Below are 19,204 nucleotides of genomic sequence, written 5' to 3' on the forward strand. Positions count from 1 at the left end.
ACCTTAATAAGCGGCATCCGTCGCGCATCAAGAAACGGCAGAGGTCGCAAACAGCACAGTATCATGCAGTGGTTCGTGTCATGACGAACTGCAAGCCGGGAACCAGAACAAGAATATCCCTGTGCGCACCGTCTCGTTCGCAAATGCAACAAAAATACATTGCGTTGCGAGACAATAAATTCCGGTAGAGAGGGAACAGGAATGGCAGGTCTATGCGAATCGTTGCCAGACTTTCTTTGTAAATTTCCGGCCTTCAGTGACGTCAGCATCCGTGCAGTCCGAAAAAGTGTCGACGACGGCTTCAAGTCGCTCGTTCGAAGCTATGTGAACGCCATCGACGCGATGGTGCAGCCACTGCAATGGTTTCTGAACTATCTCGAGCGGCTGTTCGTCAACTCGCCCTGGCCGATCATCCTTTTGATCATGCTGGGCATCGTCTATTTCGGCAGTCGCAACATCAGGATCACCATCGGCACTGCCCTCTCGATGCTCGCCATCGGGTTGCTCGGTCTTTGGAACGACACGATGGTGACCCTTGCGATGGTAACGGTCTGTACCTTCATCGCGATCCTGGTCGGCATTCCGATCGGCATTCTCATGGCCCGGTCCGACAGGGTGCAGGGCTTCATCAACCCGGTCCTCGACGTGATGCAGACGATGCCGAGCTTCGTCTATCTCATCCCCGTCGTTATGATCTTCGGCATCGGCAAGGTGCCGGGCCTCATCGCCGTCGTCATCTATGCCGTGCCGCCGATGATCCGGCTCACCAATCTCGGCATCCGGCTCGTCGACAAGGAAGTTCTGGAGGCGGCTGACGCCTTTGGTTCCTCCGGCTGGCAGAAGCTGAAGAACGTGCAGATGCCGCTCGCACTGCCCACCATCATGGCCGGCATCAACCAGACCATCATGATGTCGCTCGCCATGGTCGTCGTCGCCTCGATGGTCGGTGTCGGAGGTCTCGGCAAGAACGTGCTTCAGGCCATCAACAACCAGTTCTTCACGGTCGGGTTCCTCAACGGGTTCGCGCTCGTGGCCATCGCCATCATTTTCGACCGCACAAGCCAGGCCTATGGCAAGCGGCTGCAGAAGCATTCGGAGGTAATTCATGGTTAGTCATGCAATCGAGGTCCGCAATCTCTACAAGATCTTCGGACCCCGTGGTGGCGACTATGTCGATGCCGTGAAAAACGGTCTCGGCAAAGCCGAACTGAACCAGAAATACGGCCATGTGCTCGGCCTGCGCGATATCAACATCTCCATGCCCGCCGGCGGCATTATGGTGGTGATGGGGCTTTCGGGCTCGGGCAAGTCGACGCTGATCCGCCACATCAACCGGCTGATCGACCCGACGGCCGGCGAAGTGCTCTATGATGGCGTCGACGTCTGCAAGATGAACGAGAACGACCTTCGCGAATTCCGCCGCCACAAGACGGCGATGGTGTTCCAGAAGTTCGCGCTGCTGCCGCATCGCACCGTTCTCGAAAACACCGTCTACGGTCTGGAAATCCAGGGTGTGGGTCAGGCGGAACGCGAGAAGCGCGCAACGCAGTGGATCGCCCGCGTCGGCCTCTCCGGCTTTGAAAACCACTATCCGAACCAGCTGTCGGGCGGTATGCAGCAGCGCGTGGGCCTTGCCCGTGCGCTCACCAACGATGCCGACATTCTCCTGATGGACGAAGCCTATTCGGCGCTCGACCCGCTCATCCGCGTCGATATGCAGACCGTGCTTCTCGATCTCCAGAAGGAACTGAAGAAGACCGTCGTCTTCATCACGCACGATCTCGACGAGGCGTTGCGCCTCGGCGACAAGATCGCCATCCTGCGCGATGGTATGGTCGTGCAGCAGGGCACCGGCCAGGAAATCGTGCTCAACCCGGCGGACGAGTACATCACGGCCTTCGTCAAGGAAGTAAACCGCGGCCGCGTGGTGAATGTCGAGACGATCATGGCACCGCTGTCGGGTAATCCCGAGGGCATGCCGATCGCCAAGGGCACGGTGCTGGAAGTGGCCGCCCGCGCCATGACATCAGCCAACCAGACGCTCGCCCATGTGGTGGACGAGAACAACCGTCCGGTCGGTGCGATCAGCCTCAGCGCGATTATCTCCAGCATGGTGACACCGACGAGCCACGAGGCGAAAGCGGCCTGAGCCAATCCTTCACCCGCATCTTTTGGGGCGTCCTTCGGGCGCCCCTTTCTTTTGCCGGCAATGCATCGTTGCAATCACATAAAGAAATCTTTATATGATGCGACAAACAGAAGGATCGCCCCATGACCGCCAAGAACCCGCTTGCCGCCCTGCTTGCCGAAAAGCCCTTCCTGCTCGCCGACGGTGCGACCGGCACCTCGCTCTTCGCCATGGGCCTGGAAGCCGGTGAAGCGCCGGAACTGTGGAACGAGGCGAAGCCGGAAAACATCACGAAGCTGCACCAGGACTTCGTCGATGCCGGCGCCGATATCATCCTCACCAACACCTTCGGCGGCACGCGCCATCGCCTGAAGCTGCACCATGCGCAGGACCGCGTCTTCGACCTCAACAAGAAGGCTGCTGAGATCGCCCGCGCCGTTGCCGACAAGGCGGACCGTACGGTGATCGTCGCCGGCTCCGTCGGCCCGACGGGCGAGTTGCTCGTGCCGCTCGGCGCGCTGACCTATGACGACGCCGTTTCCGCCTTCATCGAGCAGATCGAGGGTCTCAAGGCCGGTGGCGCCGATGTCGCCTGGATCGAGACCATGTCTTCGCCCGAGGAAATCCGCGCCGCCGCGGAGGGAGCCACCAAGGTCGGCATGCCCTTCGTCTACACCGGCTCCTTCGACACGGCCGGCAAGACGATGATGGGCCTGCATCCCCGCGATATCCACGGCGTTGCCGGCGATATCGGTGCGGGTCCGCTCGCCGTTGGCGCGAACTGCGGCGTCGGCGCGTCCGATATTCTCTCCTCGCTACTCGACATGACCGGGGCCGATCCGTCCGCGACCGTCGTCGTCAAGGGCAATTGCGGCATCCCGGAATTCCGCGGCTCGGAAATCTACTATTCCGGCACACCGCCGCTGATGGCCGAATATGCCCGCCTCGCCCGCGACGCCGGCGCGCGCATCATCGGCGGCTGCTGCGGCACCTCCTGCGAACACCTCGCCGCCATGCGCGTGGCGCTCGATGCCCACGAGACGCGTGAGCGCCCCACCCTCCAAGCCATCGTCGAAAAGATCGGCCCGCTGCGCAACAAGACTGCCGACGAAAGCGCCGCCCAGCCGACACGCGAGCGCGGCAGCCGCCGCCGCAGCTAAGACCGCTCCCTTCCGGTCAAAGATCAGCCGCCCCGGCCTTCGCCGCGGGCGGCTTTTTCATGCGCGTAGCTATCGTCATTACCTGCAAAGTAATCGATCCGCCGCACGGCACCGCCTAGGGTTCTCTGATCGAAACAGCTTCACAGGAGAGCCCGATGACCACCTACGCAATCGCCCACCTTCGCAACGTCGCCTTCGGCCCCGAGATCATCGCCTATCTGGAAGGCATCGATGTCACCATGGCGCCCTACGGTGGAGCCTTCGTGCTGCACGGCGACGGCAACAAACATGTGCTGGAAGGCGCCTTTGCCGGCGACATCATCATGCTGTCCTTTCCGGACCGCAAGGCGGCGGAAGACTGGTACGCGTCACCCGCCTATCAGGACATTCTGCCGCTGCGCACCCGAAATTCCGATGGAGATGTGCTGCTGATTGACGGCGTCGAAAGTGGACACAAGGCGACCGATATTCTGGACTAGCCGTCAGGGAAGATAGCCTCGCAGGCAGACCCGCGAGGCCTTTTTAATCAGGCTTCCGACAGGAACTCCCGCCACGCGGCAAGACCCGCCTCAATGTTCTTGCGCCCGACACCAACACGGAAACGATCCTTCGGCACAGGCAGGAGATCGGAGACGAAGAGGCTGGAGGGAAGCAGCAAAACCCCCTTCTCCTCGACCAGCCGGCGGCAATGCTCTTCCACGCCGTCCTTGCCGAGATAGCGCGTGAAGGCGACGCAGCCACCATCGGGTGCGACCCATTCATAGAGATCGGGGTAGTCGGCAAAGAAGGCGCCGATCTTGGCGATATTCTCCGCACAGAGCGCGCGATTGCGGGCGAAAATCGTCTCGCGCGCCTTGATGGCGATACCTGCCAGCACCTCGGAGGGGCGTGCATTGCAGATCGAGAGATAGTGCTTCATCTTCTCCATGCGCTCGAGAAGCGCATGGTCCCTGCAGGCGATCCAGCCGATGCGCAGACCCGGCAGGCCATAGGCCTTGGACATGACATTGAGCGAAATGCCCTTGTCGAAGAGATCGGCCGCCTGCGGCAGGCGCTTGGCATCCTCGATTTCCAGCCCGCGATAGACCTCGTCGGAGAAGAGATGGATGCCGCGCTCGGCGCAAAGCGCGACGAGATCCCGGAAAATCACCTGGTCGGCGATCACGCCGGTGGGATTGTTCGGGAAATTGACGGCGATGAGCTTTGTTTCCGGGCGGAGTGCGGCGCGCACATCATCGAGATCGAGTTGCCAGCGGTTTTCCGGCCGCAGCGCGATACCGGTGACCTTGCCGGCAATGGTGACCGGCATGGTTTCCATCGACTGATAGTTCGGCACCGTGACGATGGCGTGGTCGCCAGGTCCGAGCAGAGCGAGCATGGCGCAGTAAAGCCCCTCCTCCGCGCCCGCGAAGGTGAGGATGTCCGCGCCCGAGAGCGTTTCATAGGTCGAGGCGATTGTCTCTCGAAGGGCCGGCGCGCCCCAGGTCTCGGTATAGCCGAGCGACACGCGCTCCCAGGCCTCGCGATCCCTGGGGCCGGCAAGCGCCAAGAGGTCCGACATCGTCATGGTCTCGGCATCGCTCGCCGTCATGTGATGGCGTGCCTTGAACTCCCAGCGCGAAAAATGGGTTTCGAGGCGGAAATCCGGCAGGGTGGTCATGACGTCATATCCTTGTGGCTCTGGCGCCGGGCATCGGCGAGATAGTTGTAGATCGAGGCGCGCGACGTGCCGATGAGGCCGGCGAGGTGATCGACGGCGTTGCGGGTCTGGAAGAGGCCGCGCGCATCGAGGCTTGCGACCAGCGCCACGCGGTCGCCCTTCTTGAGGGCGGACAGCGCAAGGCCGTGGCTGCGGAGCCAATCGTGCAGCGCCGTGTTGATTTCCTCGCGCCAGTCGCCGGCAAACAGCGACGGCGGGCGCGGCGCGGCGGCACCGGTGAAGGCGGCGAGCAGCTTCGCCGCCGCCTCGAAATGCGAGACATCCATATTGATGCAGAGCAGGCCCAGCGCCTGGCCAAACTCGTCCTTCAGCACCGACGTCACGGATTTCAGGCGTCGGCCATCCTCGCCGATCTTTTCATAGGGACCATAGACACCGCCCTCGCCCACATCCGAAAGCGTCTCGCCGACCAGCGATTCCATGCCCGGCTTGCGGCCGGAAAAGGCGTTCCAGATACCGGCGATCAGGCCCGTTTCGAGATCGTGCAGCACGACTTCCGCATGGGGGTAGAGAAGCGTTGAGATGGCCGCGGCCGTCGCGGCATACTGGCGGAGCAACAGATCGGCATTTGCTGAATCGAACATGGCGGCACACAATCGAAAAATGGATATTTTGTCAATATTGGATTTTACGTCCAAATTTATTTGAGCCGCTTGCGAGGCCTTTTGCAGCGTCCTATCCAAGGGGAAGACGATTCTGAGGGAATGATCATGAGCGCTGACCTTGCAGCTTTTCCGGACCGGGACACCGTGGCCGACAAGCTTGCTGTCCTTGACGATGGCGAGAAAGCCTATCTGCGCCTTCTACTGGAAAACGCCCAGCAGGACGAAAATCTGCTGGAAGGCCTCGATGTCTGCCTGAACCGCGCGGCAGCGGCTTCCTTCCTCAACTCGCTGAAGCTGGAAAAGCTCGGGGAATGGCTGGGTGAGACCGCGCCTGTGCGGCTACAGATTCGCCTGATGGAAACCGCCCGCTCCAGCCAGCACGCCGCCTATGCCGCGTTCCGCGCCGGCCTCACCCGTTCCGGCGGCCTAGAAAAGGCCTATCCGAAAGCCTGATCGGCGCTGGCTGCCAGCGGCGCGAAGGATTTGCGGATCAGGTTGGCCATGCCGTCGATGGCTGGCCCGCCCCTGCGTGGATTGCGCTTCAGCACGACACGTGACGAATCGACCGCCGGAAACCCGTCTGCCGATGTCAGTTCCCGCGCACCCGGCGGAATGTTGCTGCGGGCGAGCGGGGCGATGGCAAGCCCGCTTTCAATGGCGGAACGCAGGCCGCTGCTCGTGTCGCTGGTATAGGCAACGCGGTAGGGGATCGCATGGCGCTCCAGAGAGCGTTGCGCAAACTCCCGGCACCAGACCGAGCGCCGGTAGAAGGCGACCGGCACCGGCCGTTCCAGATGCAGGTTATGGGCGACGGACGCCACCCAGACCGTCGGATCGATCGCCAGAAGCTCACCGGAAATACCGCCGTCCCATTCGAAGATGACAGCCAGATCGAGCTCGTCCGCCTCCAGCGCCTCCATCTGCTGGGCGGTATAGCCGCAAAACACCGTCACCTCCGTGCCGGGATGGGCTTCCGCAAAACCGGCCAGCGCATTGGGCAGAACCGTCTGATTGTATTCCTCCGGGATGCCGACGCGCACCGGCCCGTCCAGCGGCAGGGTGCGCATCGCCGCCGTCGTCTCATCGACCAGTCCGACAATGCGCCTAGCAAAGGGCAACAGCCGCTGCCCCTCCATCGTCAGGGCGACACCGCGCGGCCCCCGCTCGAAGAGTTTCGCCCCGACGGATTCTTCCAGCTTGCGCACCTGCATGCTGATCGCAGACTGCGTGCGCGCAAGCTTGTCCGCCGCATGGGTGACATTGCCCGCCTGCGCGACGGCAACGAAAATCCTGAGCAGATCGCTTTCGAGAGGTGGATACATGCTGTCATCGCTTTTTCTGATGTCAGCCATAATCGCTATTCGTTTGTGAAATGTCTATGGCTTTGCTTGGCTCTGCGCAGAAGGAAAGGCGCATGGCATGAATATTCTCAAGACATTGCACGGTATCTGGGAGCGTTATCGCCAGAAACGGACGGAGCGGGAGGCGCTGCGCATGCTCATCGCGCGCGGCGACAGACGGTTGTTGCGCGATGTGGGCCTCGATCTTGTCGAGGGCAACAGGCCGGGCTGCGAACCCTTGCCGCAAACGAAAGAGAGGCGCTGGACAGCGCCCCTCATCCGCCTGCCGGCCCCTTCTCCCCGCAAGCGGAGCGAAGGGGATGGCGCGGCGGTTTCCTCAAGCAACAGGCCGGCCGCGTAGGGAGCGTTCTTCCCTCACTTTCCGCCGGAAAGGCCCTGCGCCAGTTGCACCAGCTTGACGAATTCCGCGCGGTAGCCGAACGGATCGTTGCCCCTTGCGGCTTCGGCAAGGCCGAGGATCGAGCCGTAGGCATAGTCCTGCAGGGCTGAAACGCCCTTCAGCTTCTGCCCGAAGGCTGCGACCGCGACGGAGAAGCGGATGTCCGTCGAGGCCGCGTTCACGTCGGCAACCGCATTGGCATCCGTCACCGGCATCGTCACGAGTTCGCTCTTGTCGCCATCCGGCTTCTTCCAGCGCATCTTCAGGAAGGCGAGTTCGCCACTGCCGGAAGCGGAGGTCGTAGCAGCATCCGCCTTGCCGTAGCGCAAGGGATCGTTCAGCACGGCGGGGCTGCCCTTCGGCGTCACCTCGTAGATCGCGGTTACCCGGTGGCCAGAGCCTATATCGCCGGCATCGACCTTGTCGTTGTTGAAATCCTCGCGGTTGAGAATGCGGGTCTCGTAGCCGATCAGGCGATATTCGGCGACGCGTTCCGGATTGAACTCGATCTGGAATTTCACGTCCTTGGCGATGGGGAAGAGCGACGACCCCGCCTCTTCCACCAGCGTCTTCTGCGCCTCGGCCAGCGTATCGATATAGGCGGCGGTGCCGTTGCCGTTCTGCGCCAGCGTCTGCATCATGCCGTCATTGTAGTTGCCGCGGCCGAAGCCGAGCACGGAGAGGAAAATGCCGCTCTTGCGGCGCTCCTCGATGATGCGCTTCAGATCCTCGTCGCTTGCCGGGCCAACGTTGAAATCGCCGTCCGTCGCCAGCATGACGCGGTTGACGCCGTCCTTCTTGAAGGCCTTTTCCGCCAGCTTGTAAGCCGCCTCGATACCCTGAGCACCCGCCGTCGAACCGCCGGGCTGGAGATTGTCGATAGCGTCGAGGATTTTCTGGCGTTCCCTTGCCGCCGTCGGCTCCAGCACCACGCCGGCATCGCCGGCATAGGTGACGATCGAGACCGTATCCGTCTCCTTCAGCTTGCCGACCAGCAGGCGGAAGGCGCTCTTGAGCAGCGGCAGCTTGTCGTCCTCGTCCATCGAGCCGGAGACATCGATCAGGAAGACGAGGTTGGCCGACGGCTGCTGCGTCGCCACGGTCTCGAAACCCTTGATGCCGATATGCAGGAGTTCGGTGTCCTTGTTCCACGGCGTCGGCATGACGGTGACGGTGGCGTTGAACGGCCTTTCCGCCGTCTCCGGCCCCTTCCAGTCATAGGGGAAATAGTTGACCAGTTCCTCGACGCGCACCGAATCCGGCTCCGGCAGGCTGCCGCCGAGCAGCGCGCCGCGCATATAGGAATAGGAGGCCGTATCGACATCCGCCGAGAAGGTCGAGACCGGATCGGTGGCGACGCTCTTGACCGGGTTCGGATCGGCGGAGGCGAAGCGCTCGCGGTTTTCCTCCGGCATGGGCATGGCGATGGAATCCGCGACGGCCGAGGGCTGCGTCACCGTGCGGCTGAGCGCCTGCATATTGGCGGCCCCGCCGACGGCAAGCGATTCCGGCATCGCCTCTGCCATTTCCTCGTCACGGCTTTCGGCAAGGGGGGCGGGTTCGGCAGCAAGCGTCGTCGTCTCCTTTGCGGTATCGGCGGCGATCTTGCCGTCGATCTCCGTTTCGACAGTGGCCGGTACCTCGGCCTTTGCCTTCTTCGCTTCCGGCTTGCGGGCACGCAGGTCGGTATCAACAGGCTTTACGGCGATCTCCGTCTGCGTGGTCAGCGGCACCGTGCCGTTGCGCACCATTTCATAGGTGACGAGGCCTGCGACGGGCACGACGAGCAAGGTGGCAAGCGCCGAGCCGGCCAGAAATTTGCGGTTCATGATAGGGCTCCATATCCGGTTGAAGATGGAGCTTGGACGCTCACCCGCAGTCGATCCTTGGGCGGCACCTGCATTTTTTTCCGCATCGTCGAAAGCCTGCATGGCAACGGCAAGCGCTGCGGCACGGGCCGAAGCATCGGCGGCCGGTGGCGTGCGGCGGGCGAGTTTTTCGAGGTCGAGATCGGTCATATCCTATCCTTCCGTCACGCGGCGGCATCGCGCAAAAGCACCTTCAGGCGCTTGCGGGCTTCGTGCACATGCCAGGAAATCGTCGTTTCGGCGCAGCCGAGCACATCGGCCGCCGCAGCGTGGCTCAGGCCCTCGCCATAGATCAGCAACACGGCATCGCGCTGCTTGTCCGGCAGTTGCCGCACAGCCTGCCAAAGCTCCTCGCTGCCCTCGTCCGTCGGACCACCGTCCAGCACCGCCTGTTCGCGCAGATAGGCCGCATCGCGCCATTCGGCGCGGCGGCGCTTGCGCATCTGGTCGCGCGCGGCATTCAACGTCACTGTATAGAGCCAGGTGCCGAAGCGGCTCGTGCCCTTGAAGCCGCGGATGGCATTGGCGAGGCGGACGCAGACCTCCTGCGCCACATCCTCGGCATCCTGCCGGTCGCCGCACCATCGCCAGGCGACGGCATGAATGAAATCATAGCGGCTTTCGATCAGGGCGGCGAAGGCCTGCCCGTCTCCCAAAGCCGCCTTTTCGACGAGTTCTGTTTCCACGGGTCCATCCCGATTGCGTGCACTATCCTCTCAGACGTGTGTCTGATGACGATCCTTGGGTGACTCACGAAAAAAATCTCACCAGGGCAGATTTTTCACCACGGCGATGATCGTGCCCATCACCGCATCCCGGTCACGCCACCGGATTTCCGGGGCATAGAGGCTGGAAATGCTGCCATCGAGGAACAGCGCATTCTTGCTCTGAAGCCGGTCGCGGAAGAGCGTCGCGAAATCGTGGAAGCGCACCGGATCGTTGGAGATGGCGAACGCGACGCGCCCGTCCGGCAGGATGCCGACGCCGTTGCGGATCTGCAGGCTCGTCGCATCGGGCAGGAAACGCGGATGGATATTTCCGTCGACAACCAGCATCGGCCCGGATTGCGTCGCCTCACGCGGCGAAAGGTCGGCTTTCGCGAAGGCTTCGGTCTCCATCACGCCGGCCTTGCCATCGCCCACCCAGAATACACCGTTCGGCTTCATGAAGAAATTGCCGAAGGCATCGGCATGGTTGAGCTCACCCGTCTCCCGGCCCTGCTCGACCAACAGCCCGACCGGTCCATAACCCGGATGATACATGCCGCCGTTCATGGCGAAACTCGTGTGCTGGCCATTGCGCAGGAGATGGGTGTTGAGCTGATCATAGGTCGCACCCCGCGTCTCCAGCGTTCCCGCGCCAAAAAGCCGGATCGTGTCCGTGGCGGGATCGAAGGTGCAGACGGTGTAGCGGCCGGAGAGATGCTCGATCTCGGCACATTTGGGCGGCTCGGCCATGGCAACGCTCCGCAAAGCAAGGGTGGCAAACAGGAAGGAGAAGAATAGAAAGGCTCGCATATCCCAATGGCTCGGCTGGCAATGCGGCGAATTTAAAGACGAACCGCCGTCAAAGCGACAGCGCGGCCATATGGAAACGGAGCTGGGCGTCGTTGTAGCGGTAGGCCTCACCGACCGGACAGGTGGCGCGGGCGAGGCAACCGCCAAGCATGCAGCCGCCCTGCCCCTCCGGTAAGCGCAAATGCGAACGGCAGGTGAGCACATCGAATTTTTCCGGGCGCACCGCACCGACAGGACAGATGGCGAGACAAGGCTTGTCCGGACAGTGGTCGCAGGGATGCGCGGCGCGCACCGGCGGAGCGTCCATAGTCGGTTCCGCGAAACCGAGAGCCCCCCGGTAGCCGTGCCAAAGACCATAGGCCGGGTGGATGAGGATGCCGAGCGGCGAGGCCTTCAGGCCCTCGGCGCGCATGGCCCATTGCTGGAAGGGCTGCCAGGGCGGATCGGAGGGAAACCATGCCGTCGCATCGGCCAAGGCAGCGATGGGGTGGATGACAGCTTTCGACCAGGTGTCGAGCGGATCGCCGCCGCCCTGATCGGGCTCGGTTTCCCGCCAGTGGGAAAAGGCCGGCCAGATGGAACTGCCGATATTGCCGATGAGGGCGACGCTTTTGGCAGGAACCCCGCCGGTCAGTTGCGGAGCCGCCTCGCCTTCCGCAAAATTCAAAAACCCGCGCAAAAAAAGACCGTGCGGCTGGAGAGCCGCACGGATCGTTTCGAGATCGGGAGAACGCGGCCTCACTTGGTCACGTCCCCTTTGAGTTCATAGTGCGGACGCCAGACTTCCTTCTGGATCATGTCCGCCACCCGCGTTGCTCCGCCTTGCTCCCTGGCGCGATCGGGACCCTTTCAGGTGAAAGCGTCCGGCATCGAGTCCTTGCGCTCCTTGATATAGGCGAGCAGAGCGTCGTCGATGGCGGGATCGAGATAAGGCGCCTCGTAGCTCTCAAGCCAGGTGCGGCAGAGCGCGTTGGCACGGTCTTCGATGCGCTTCTGGCCTTCGATTTCCCACTGCTCGAACGAGTTGTTGTCGGCGAGCGGCGAGCGGTAGAAGGCGGTCTGGAAGTTGGCCTGGGTGTGGGCGCAGCCGAGATAGTGGCTGCCCGGACCGACTTCGCGGATGGCGTCCAGCGCCTGCGCGTTCTCCGAGAGGTCGATGCCCTCGGCGAACTTCTGCTGCATGCCGAGCTGGTCCTGGTCGATCATGAACTTCTCGTAGGAGGCGACGAGGCCGCCTTCGAGCCAGCCGGCGGCGTGCAGCACGAAGTTGGTGCCGGCGAGAAGCGTCATGTTCAGCGTGTTGGCCGATTCATGGGCAGCCTGTGCGTCCGGGATTTTCGAACCGCAGAGCGAACCGCCGGTCCGGAACGGAATGCCAAGGCGGCGGGCAAGCTGGGCCGCGCCATACGAGACGAGCGACGGCTCCGGCGAACCGAAGGTCGGCGCACCCGACTGCATGGAGATCGAGGCCGCGAAGGTGCCGAACAATACCGGCGCCCCCTTGCGGATGAGCTGGGTGAAGGACGCACCGGCGAGGACTTCGGCAAGAATCTGCGTCAGCGTGCCGGCGACCGTGACCGGGCTCATGGCGCCCGACAGGATGAACGGCGAGACGACGCAGGCCTGGTTATGGCGGGCATAGACCTTCAACGCGCCCACCATGGTCTCGTCGAAGACCATCGGCGAGTTGGCGTTGATGAGGTTCATCATGACGGTGTTGTTTTCGACGAACTCGTCGCCGAAGACGAGCTTGGCCATGGCGATGGAGTCTTCCGCGCGCTCCGGCGCGGTGACGGAGCCCATGAACGGCTTGTCGGAATATTTCAGGTGCGTGTAGACCATGTCCAGGTGACGCTTGTTCACCGGAACGTCGACCGGCTCGCAGACCGTGCCGCCGGACGAATGCATGGACGGCGCCATATAGGCAAGCTTCACGAAATTGCGGAAGTCCTCGATCGTCGCATAGCGGCGGTTGCCTTCGAGGTCGCGCACGAAGGGCGGGCCGTAGACCGGCACGAAGACGGTGGCCTTGCCGCCGATCTGGACGCTGCGCTCGGGATTGCGCGCATGCCAGGTGAACTGCGACGGCGCGGTCTTCAGGAGTTCGCGGCAGAGGCCTTTGGGGAAATGCACGCGTTCGCCGCGCACATCGGCGCCGGCGTCGCGCCACAGCTGAAGCGCTTCGGGATCTTCACGGAATTCGATGCCGATCTCTTCCAGAATGCGGTCGGCATTGTTTTCGATGAGCTGCAGGCCCTCTTCGTCGAGGACCTCGTATTCCCTGATCTTGCGGGTGATGTAGGGCAGCGACGGACCCGGACCGCCGCCGGTGCGCGATGCGCGCCGTGCAGCAGCGCCACGCCCTTCACGTGTACGGCGACCACCGCCTTCACCGGCGCCCTCGCCTGCCACCTGCTGAATATCGTCGCTCATGATCCGTCTTTCCTTGTTATTCCGGTGCCCGAAGACACCCTTTGCCTTGTTATTCCGGTGCCCGAAGACACCCTTTGCCTTGTTATTGCGGCGCCCGAACCGCGCCTCTTGTTCTATGCTAGCAAGCCGCCGAAACGGGGCGGTTCTCAATGCGCCAAGCGGTGGCGCACGCTGGATACCGGCGTGGCCGAGACTATAGCGGGATTGCGACGGACATCATAACGGCATTGTCTTGTTTGCACTGTCAATTCACGGCTTTACGGGCTATGCATGCAAGAAGCGGGAAGCGGGTCGCTTTTCGCCATATGCGACGTCGCTTTCAAAATCAGGTTCGCGCAAGAGGAAGGCTATTCCTTGTGGTGAGAGCCTGCCGCCGCAGCGCCACTGGAGACGAGGAACCAATATGTCTGACGACGAAATCATTCTCGCCGATCTCTCCGACGAAGAGCTTGTGCAGCAGATGCACGACGACCTCTACGACGGCCTCAAGGAAGAGATCGAAGAGGGCACCAATATCCTGCTCGAGCGCGGCTGGGCTCCCTATGACGTGCTGACGCAGGCCCTCGTCGAAGGCATGCGCATCGTCGGCGTCGACTTCCGCGACGGCATTCTCTTCGTTCCGGAAGTTCTGCTCTCGGCCAACGCCATGAAGGCCGGCATGTTCATCCTGCGTCCGCTTCTCGCCGCCACCGGCGCGCCGAAGCAGGGCAAGATGGTCATCGGCACTGTCAAGGGCGACATCCACGACATCGGCAAGAACCTCGTCGGCATGATGATGGAAGGTGCCGGCTTCGACGTCATCGACCTCGGCATCAACAACCCCGTCGAAAACTACCTGGAAGCCATCGAGCGCGAACAGCCCGATATCCTCGGCATGTCCGCCCTGCTCACGACCACCATGCCCTATATGAAGGTCGTCATCGACACGATGAAGGAAAAGGGCCTGCGCGACGATTACGTCGTTCTCGTCGGCGGCGCGCCGCTCAACGAGGAATTCGGCAAGGCCGTCGGCGCCGACGCCTACTGCCGCGACGCGGCCGTGGCGGTGGAAACCGCCAAGGAATTCATGAAGCGCAAGCACAACATGCTTGCCGGCTGATCATGATATTCGACGGCGCCGGTTTTGAATCGGCGCCGTCGGCTTACGACCTTTAGTTTGCAGCCTTTTCGACGCTGCGGCCGGCATCCTGCGTCGCATCCACGGCATTGGCCGTATCGCGACCCACGCCACGAATGGTATTGCCGCAGGCGCTGAGCGCGACAAGCGCTGCGAGAACGATGCTGATCTTGGTCAGGTGTGTCCCAGTCATGGTCGGAGTCCCTCTTCATGGATGTGGTTGACGCAGAACTTCGGCTTGGAAGTCCAAGCCCTGAACGCACGAAAGCCGAAAAGGTTCGCGTGATCGCCTGCGGCGCCATCGCCCGCGAGGTCCTGGCCATCCGCGACACCAACGGTCTTTCCCATATCGATCTCCAGTGTCTGCCCGCCATCTGGCACGCCCATCCCGAAAAGATCGCGCCCGGCGTCGAGCAGGCGATCGCTGAGGCACGAGCCGAAGGCTTTTCGCGCATCTTCGTCGGCTATGCCGATTGCGGCACGGGCGGCCTGCTCGACAAGGTCTGCGAACGCGAGGGCGTCGAGCGCATTGCCGGGCCGCACTGTTATTCCTTCTTTGCAGGCAACGAGGCGTTTGCGGCAAAGGACGAAGACGTCACCTCCTTCTTCCTCACCGATTTCCTCGCCCGCCAGTTCCGCGCCTTCGTCATCGAGCCGCTCGGTCTCGACCGGCACCCGCAGCTGAAGGAGATGTATTTTGGCAATTACACCAAGGTCGTCTATCTCTCGCAGATCGAGGACGAAGGCCTGCAACAGAAGGCGAAGGACGCCGCCGATTATCTCGGCCTCGCCTATGAATACCGCTTCACCGGCTATGGCGACCTGACGGGCGAACTGCTGCGGGCGCGCTGACTTACCAATCCTTAGCCTTGCGCGAAAAATCCCTGCCCCGGTTACGGCTTTCTAAGCCCTTGCCGCCATGATGCGCGCGAAAGATCGGCGGGGGCTTGCATAGATGACTCACTTGAAGACGCGGACGGAAAAAGTGGCGATGCTGATTCAATCAGGCCACAATCCGGAAATCATCGTCAACGCCGTGCGCGCCACCTTCCCGAACCTCACCGTCATCGTGGAGCAGCCCGAATCGAAGAAGCTGTTCGTCACCCGGCGGGCGAGGAAGCTCGGCTGGGTACAGGCGATCGGCCAGCTCGGCACCATGGTCGTCTCGCGCTACGGCAAGCGCTTCACCAGAAAGCGGGCTCAGGAGATCCGTGAGGAATTCGGCGTAAGTGCGGAGATAGATCAGACAATTCCGCGCATCAACATTTCCTCCGCCAACAGCCCAGAGCTTTTCTCGACGCTCGACGAGATCCGCCCGGTAGCGCTGCTGCTGTTCAGCTGCCGCATGGTGAAGGCGGAGACACTCGCCCGCATCACCTGCCCCGTCCTCAATTTCCACGCCGGCATCATCCCGCAATATCGCGGCCTGCAAGGCGGCTACTGGTCGCGCATTCATCGCGACGAGGAGAATTTCGGCGGATCGGTGCACCTCGTCGATGCCGGCGTCGACACCGGCGATGCGCTCTATCAGCAGCGTCTCAAACCTTCCAAACGCGACACCATGCACACCTATCCGCTGCTTCAGGTGGCCGCTTCGACCGGCATCATCGTCAAAGCCATGGAAGATGCCGTCACCGGCAACCTCAAGCCCTTGAAAATAGCCGCCCCCTCGCGACAATGGTATCATCCGCCGATCTGGACGTGGCTCTGGAACGGCGTGACCCGCGGCATCTGGTAAATCCTCTGGACAGTCAAATCCCGCGTCGTTTTTAAGCATGGGGCAGTCGTGGCGAGCGCAGCCCGCAACGCGGCCACACAGCATTGTCAGGGCTAGAGCAATTCCCGGAAAAGTGTGCGACGGTTTTCCGTCCGGAATTGCGAAAAGAGGAGGAAGAGCCTCTTCGCGATTCGAAAAAACGCGCAAAGGCTCTGGGAGAATTTTGACATGGCAGACCGCATTATCGTCTACTGGCGCGACATCCCCGCCCAGGTCATCATCAAGAAGGGCCGCACGAACGCCAAGCGGGAGCTCTCGCTGCGCTTCACCGAGGCGATCGACATGTGCGCCATGCGCACGGGGGCGGCCGAGACGGACGATTACCTTGCCGAATGGCGCAAGGCCGAGCCCACGCCGGTTTCCGACGATCTCGAAGCCGAGGCAGACAAGGCCGCCGCCGAACTCGAAGCCGCCTATGACCGTGAGCGCCTCGTCGCCCTCGTCAAGGCCGGAGGCCGCGACAATGGCTGATGCCGTCCAGAAGCCCGGCAATGCCGCGCCCGCCAAGAAGGCCGCCACCGGCGCCTTCACGCCGGCCGGCGTCTCGCCCAGCCGCCGTTCGCGCCACAAATACACGATCCGCCTGTGGGCCGTGCGCAATTCCCGTTTCTTCGAGTGGTTCTACCACCGCTTCGCCGAAGTCTTTCTTCTCCTGCATCCCGTCTGGAAGCTCTTCGGTTACCAGCGCGTCGAGCGCCCCATCACCTTCGTCGAAAAGCACGTGAAGGGCTTTCTCTTCGACTGTCGCATGTGCGGCCAGTGCGCGCTGTCATCCACGGGCATGTCCTGCCCGATGAACTGTCCCAAGCAGCTGCGCAACGGCCCCTGCGGCGGCGTGCGTGCCAACGGCAATTGCGAAGTCGAACCGGATATGCCCTGCGTCTGGGTCCAGGCCTGGAAGGGCTCCCAGAACATGGCCAAGGGTGACGCGATCATGAACGTGCAGAAGCCGGTGAACCAGTCGCTGCGTGAAACCTCCTCCTGGCTGCGCGTGACGGCCGAAGCCGCTGCCGCCAGGGAAGCGGCGGCCAATGCCGGAAAGGACGCCTGATCCATGGCGCATCTCGATGAAAACCCGCTCGGCCCGCACCTGCCGCTCGATCCCCTGCCCGGCCACTCCTCCATGGGCCGGCTGGAGCGCGTGCTGCGCCGTGGCGAATTCGCCGTCACGACGGAGCTGAACCCACCCGACAGCGCCAATCCGGAAGATGTCTATGAACGCGCCGCGATCTTCGACGGCTGGGTGGACGGCATCAACGCGGTCGACGCCTCCGGCGCCAACTGCCATATGTCCTCCGTCGGCATCTGCGCGCTTCTGACCCGCATGGGCTATGCGCCGATCATGCAGATCGCCTGCCGCGACAAGAACCGCATCGCCATCCAGGGCGATGTGCTGGGTGCGGCCGCAATGGGCGTATGCAACATCATGTGCCTCACCGGCGACGGCGTGCAGGCCGGCGACCAGCCGGGCGCCAAGCCGGTCTTCGACCTCGACTGCATGTCGCTGCTCGAAACCGTGCGCATCATGCGCGACAATTCGAAATTCCTCTCCGGCCGCAAGTTGACGACGCCGCCGAAGGTTTTCCTCGGTGCTGCGATTAACCCGTTTGCGCCGCCCTATGACTTCCGCCCCTATCGCCTCGCCAAGAAGATCGAGGCCGGCGCGCAGTTCGTCCAGAGCCAATACTGCTTCGACGTGCCGATGTTCCGCGAATATATGAAGAAGGTGCGCGACCTCGGGCTTCACGAAAAATGCTACATCCTCGTCGGCGTCGGTCCGATGGCGTCCGCCAAGACGGCAAAATGGATCCGCTCCAACGTGCCGGGCATCCATATTCCCGACTCCATCATTGCCCGCCTGGAAGGCGCGCAGGACCAGAAGAAGGAAGGCAAGCAGCTCTGCATCGACATCATCAACGAGGTGAAGGAGATCGAGGGCGTTTCCGGCATTCACGTCATGGCCTACCGCCAAGAAGAATATGTCGCAGAGATGGTGCATGATTCCGGCGTGCTGAAGGGTCGCCAGCCCTGGAAGCGCGAGCCGAACCCGGTCGACCAGATGGTTGCCGAGCGCATCGAGCGGACCCGCGAAGGCGTCGAACAGAACCAGCAGCAGATGGCGGAAATCGCTTCTCACCACCCCCATTGATCCGCGTGCCGGCCACACGCCGGCAGGCAGCTTGTAACACCGGAAATCGCGCGCTAGACCTGATCCGGCGCCCCGCCCCAGAGGACTTTACATGACCCGCACCATCATCGCCTCGGCCACCCGCGAAATCGTCATCGGCTTCGACCAGCCCTTCTGCGTCATCGGCGAACGCATCAACCCGACTGGCCGCAAGAAGCTGGCCGCGGAAATGCAGGCCGGCAATTTCGACACCGTCATCAAGGACGCGCTGGAACAGGTCGCCGCCGGTGCGACGATGCTCGACATCAATGCGGGCGTGACCTCCGTCAACCCGAACGAGACCGAACCGGGCCTGCTCGTCCAGACGCTGGAAATCGTCCAGGGCCTCGTCGATATCCCGCTTGCGATCGATAGTTCCGTCACGGCTGCCATCGAGGCTGGCCTCAAGGTCGCCAAGGGCCGCCCGCTGGTCAACTCAGTCACCGGCGAAGAAGAAAAGCTCGAAGCCATCCTGCCGCTCGTCAAGAAGTACAACGTGCCCGTCGTCGCCATCTCCAACGACGAGACGGGCATCTCGATGGACCCGGACGTACGCTTCGCCGTCGCCAAGAAGATCGTCGAGCGCGCCGCCGACTACGGTATTCCCGCCCATGACATCGTCGTCGATCCGCTCGTCATGCCGATCGGCGCGCTGGGTGATGCCGGCCGCCAGGTCTTCCAGCTGCTCTATCGCCTGCGCAACGAGCTGAAGGTCAACACGACCTGCGGCCTCTCCAACATCTCGTTCGGCCTGCCGCACCGCCACGGCATCAATGCCGGCTTCATTCCGATGGTCATTGGCGCCGGCATGACGTCCGCCATCATGAACCCCTGCCGCCCGCAGGAAATGGAAGCCGTGCGCGCCGCCAACGTGCTGAACGGCACGGACCAGAACTGCACCAACTGGATTATGACCTACCGTGACCACAAGCCCGCCGAAGGCGGCGCCGTTGCGGCAGCTTCTGCGGCCCC

22 protein-coding genes are annotated in these 19,204 nt (G+C 62.6%); 13 read left to right on the forward strand and 9 right to left on the reverse strand.

Annotated features, from left to right (window positions below; genetic code table 11):
• The first annotated feature begins 201 nt into the window (after window positions 1-201).
• From ACOZK4_RS20355 to ACOZK4_RS20370, 4 genes are all read left to right on the forward strand, one after another.
• Window positions 202-1,113: an ABC transporter permease gene (locus ACOZK4_RS20355; RefSeq protein ID WP_421593474.1), complete on the forward strand. Its 912-nt coding sequence runs from the start codon at window positions 202-204 to the stop codon at window positions 1,111-1,113.
• Window positions 1,106-2,149, forward strand: a complete 1,044-nt coding sequence (locus ACOZK4_RS20360; RefSeq protein WP_421593475.1) for a quaternary amine ABC transporter ATP-binding protein — start codon at window positions 1,106-1,108, stop codon at window positions 2,147-2,149. Before ACOZK4_RS20355 ends, ACOZK4_RS20360 begins: the two co-directional genes overlap by 8 nt.
• A 122-nt stretch (window positions 2,150-2,271) precedes the next feature.
• Window positions 2,272-3,288 (forward strand): betaine--homocysteine S-methyltransferase, encoded by a 1,017-nt coding sequence (gene bmt / locus ACOZK4_RS20365; protein WP_421593476.1) that lies wholly within the window; start codon window positions 2,272-2,274, stop codon window positions 3,286-3,288.
• 155 nt (window positions 3,289-3,443) lie between these two features.
• Entirely contained in the window at window positions 3,444-3,767 is a 324-nt protein-coding gene (locus ACOZK4_RS20370; RefSeq protein ID WP_421593477.1) for a DUF1330 domain-containing protein, read from the forward strand.
• A gap of 47 nt (window positions 3,768-3,814) precedes the next feature.
• Here ACOZK4_RS20370 and ACOZK4_RS20375 read toward each other — a convergent pair whose 3' ends face one another.
• A complete protein-coding gene (locus ACOZK4_RS20375; protein ID WP_421593478.1) occupies window positions 3,815-4,948 on the reverse strand; it encodes an aminotransferase class I/II-fold pyridoxal phosphate-dependent enzyme in 1,134 nt (377 codons plus the stop codon).
• The gene (locus tag ACOZK4_RS20380) at window positions 4,945-5,592 is read right to left on the reverse strand and encodes a helix-turn-helix transcriptional regulator (protein ID WP_421593480.1); all 648 of its coding nucleotides are present in this window, start codon (window positions 5,590-5,592) and stop codon (window positions 4,945-4,947) included. The genes ACOZK4_RS20375 and ACOZK4_RS20380 overlap by 4 nt, the downstream gene beginning before the upstream one ends.
• A 126-nt stretch (window positions 5,593-5,718) precedes the next feature.
• On the opposite strand from ACOZK4_RS20380, the gene ACOZK4_RS20385 reads away from it, so the two are divergent.
• Complete coding sequence (locus tag ACOZK4_RS20385) at window positions 5,719-6,066, forward strand: hypothetical protein (protein WP_421593481.1); 348 nt, start codon at window positions 5,719-5,721, stop codon at window positions 6,064-6,066.
• Here ACOZK4_RS20385 and ACOZK4_RS20390 read toward each other — a convergent pair.
• Complete coding sequence (locus tag ACOZK4_RS20390; RefSeq protein ID WP_421593482.1) at window positions 6,051-6,935, reverse strand: LysR family transcriptional regulator; 885 nt, start codon at window positions 6,933-6,935, stop codon at window positions 6,051-6,053. The two genes, ACOZK4_RS20385 and ACOZK4_RS20390, sit on opposite strands and share 16 nt — an antisense overlap.
• A 97-nt stretch (window positions 6,936-7,032) precedes the next feature.
• On the opposite strand from ACOZK4_RS20390, the gene ACOZK4_RS20395 reads away from it, so the two are divergent.
• A complete protein-coding gene (locus ACOZK4_RS20395) occupies window positions 7,033-7,314 on the forward strand; it encodes a hypothetical protein (RefSeq protein WP_421593483.1) in 282 nt (93 codons plus the stop codon).
• Window positions 7,315-7,328: 14 nt separating this feature from the next.
• Here ACOZK4_RS20395 and ACOZK4_RS20400 read toward each other — a convergent pair whose 3' ends face one another.
• The 5 genes from ACOZK4_RS20400 to ACOZK4_RS20420 all read right to left on the reverse strand — a co-directional run bounded on the left by ACOZK4_RS20400 (window position 7,329) and on the right by ACOZK4_RS20420 (window position 13,171).
• The gene (locus ACOZK4_RS20400; protein ID WP_421593485.1) at window positions 7,329-9,371 is read right to left on the reverse strand and encodes a vWA domain-containing protein; all 2,043 of its coding nucleotides are present in this window, start codon (window positions 9,369-9,371) and stop codon (window positions 7,329-7,331) included.
• 14 nt (window positions 9,372-9,385) lie between these two features.
• The gene (locus tag ACOZK4_RS20405) at window positions 9,386-9,907 is read right to left on the reverse strand and encodes an RNA polymerase sigma factor (RefSeq protein WP_421593486.1); all 522 of its coding nucleotides are present in this window, start codon (window positions 9,905-9,907) and stop codon (window positions 9,386-9,388) included.
• Window positions 9,908-9,985: 78 nt separating this feature from the next.
• Window positions 9,986-10,678, reverse strand: coding sequence for a phosphodiester glycosidase family protein (locus ACOZK4_RS20410; protein WP_421593488.1), 693 nt, complete (start codon window positions 10,676-10,678; stop codon window positions 9,986-9,988).
• 109 nt (window positions 10,679-10,787) lie between these two features.
• Window positions 10,788-11,480, reverse strand: coding sequence for a ferredoxin (locus ACOZK4_RS20415; RefSeq protein ID WP_421593489.1), 693 nt, complete (start codon window positions 11,478-11,480; stop codon window positions 10,788-10,790).
• Between the two features lie 107 nt (window positions 11,481-11,587).
• Window positions 11,588-13,171 (reverse strand): trimethylamine methyltransferase family protein, encoded by a 1,584-nt coding sequence (locus ACOZK4_RS20420; RefSeq protein ID WP_421593490.1) that lies wholly within the window; start codon window positions 13,169-13,171, stop codon window positions 11,588-11,590.
• Between the two features lie 403 nt (window positions 13,172-13,574).
• Between ACOZK4_RS20420 and ACOZK4_RS20425 the strand changes: the two genes are divergently transcribed.
• Window positions 13,575-14,270 (forward strand): corrinoid protein, encoded by a 696-nt coding sequence (locus tag ACOZK4_RS20425; RefSeq protein ID WP_069058441.1) that lies wholly within the window; start codon window positions 13,575-13,577, stop codon window positions 14,268-14,270.
• Between the two features lie 52 nt (window positions 14,271-14,322).
• On the opposite strand, the gene ACOZK4_RS20430 is transcribed toward ACOZK4_RS20425, so the two are convergent.
• Window positions 14,323-14,481, reverse strand: coding sequence for an entericidin (locus ACOZK4_RS20430; protein WP_313529611.1), 159 nt, complete (start codon window positions 14,479-14,481; stop codon window positions 14,323-14,325).
• 17 nt (window positions 14,482-14,498) lie between these two features.
• On the opposite strand from ACOZK4_RS20430, the gene ACOZK4_RS20435 reads away from it, so the two are divergent.
• From ACOZK4_RS20435 to ACOZK4_RS20460, 6 genes are all read left to right on the forward strand, one after another.
• On the forward strand, window positions 14,499-15,140 hold the full coding sequence (locus ACOZK4_RS20435) for a DUF1638 domain-containing protein (protein ID WP_421593491.1): 642 nt from the start codon (window positions 14,499-14,501) through the stop codon (window positions 15,138-15,140).
• Window positions 15,141-15,279: 139 nt separating this feature from the next.
• The gene (locus ACOZK4_RS20440) at window positions 15,280-16,026 is read left to right on the forward strand and encodes a formyl transferase (RefSeq protein ID WP_421593492.1); all 747 of its coding nucleotides are present in this window, start codon (window positions 15,280-15,282) and stop codon (window positions 16,024-16,026) included.
• 207 nt (window positions 16,027-16,233) lie between these two features.
• Complete coding sequence (locus ACOZK4_RS20445; RefSeq protein WP_298105833.1) at window positions 16,234-16,536, forward strand: virulence factor; 303 nt, start codon at window positions 16,234-16,236, stop codon at window positions 16,534-16,536.
• Window positions 16,529-17,116 (forward strand): methylenetetrahydrofolate reductase C-terminal domain-containing protein, encoded by a 588-nt coding sequence (locus tag ACOZK4_RS20450; RefSeq protein ID WP_313529603.1) that lies wholly within the window; start codon window positions 16,529-16,531, stop codon window positions 17,114-17,116. Before ACOZK4_RS20445 ends, ACOZK4_RS20450 begins: the two co-directional genes overlap by 8 nt.
• A 3-nt stretch (window positions 17,117-17,119) precedes the next feature.
• Window positions 17,120-18,214 carry a methylenetetrahydrofolate reductase gene (locus ACOZK4_RS20455; RefSeq protein WP_313529601.1) on the forward strand — a complete coding sequence of 365 codons (1,095 nt, stop codon included), beginning with the start codon at window positions 17,120-17,122 and terminating at the stop codon, window positions 18,212-18,214.
• A gap of 91 nt (window positions 18,215-18,305) precedes the next feature.
• A partial coding sequence (locus tag ACOZK4_RS20460; RefSeq protein WP_421593493.1) for a methyltetrahydrofolate cobalamin methyltransferase occupies window positions 18,306-19,204 on the forward strand: 899 nt, incomplete at its 3' end.

It is taken from the genome of Shinella sp. M27, from assembly GCF_049199905.1.
Lineage (GTDB): Bacteria > Pseudomonadota > Alphaproteobacteria > Rhizobiales > Rhizobiaceae > Shinella.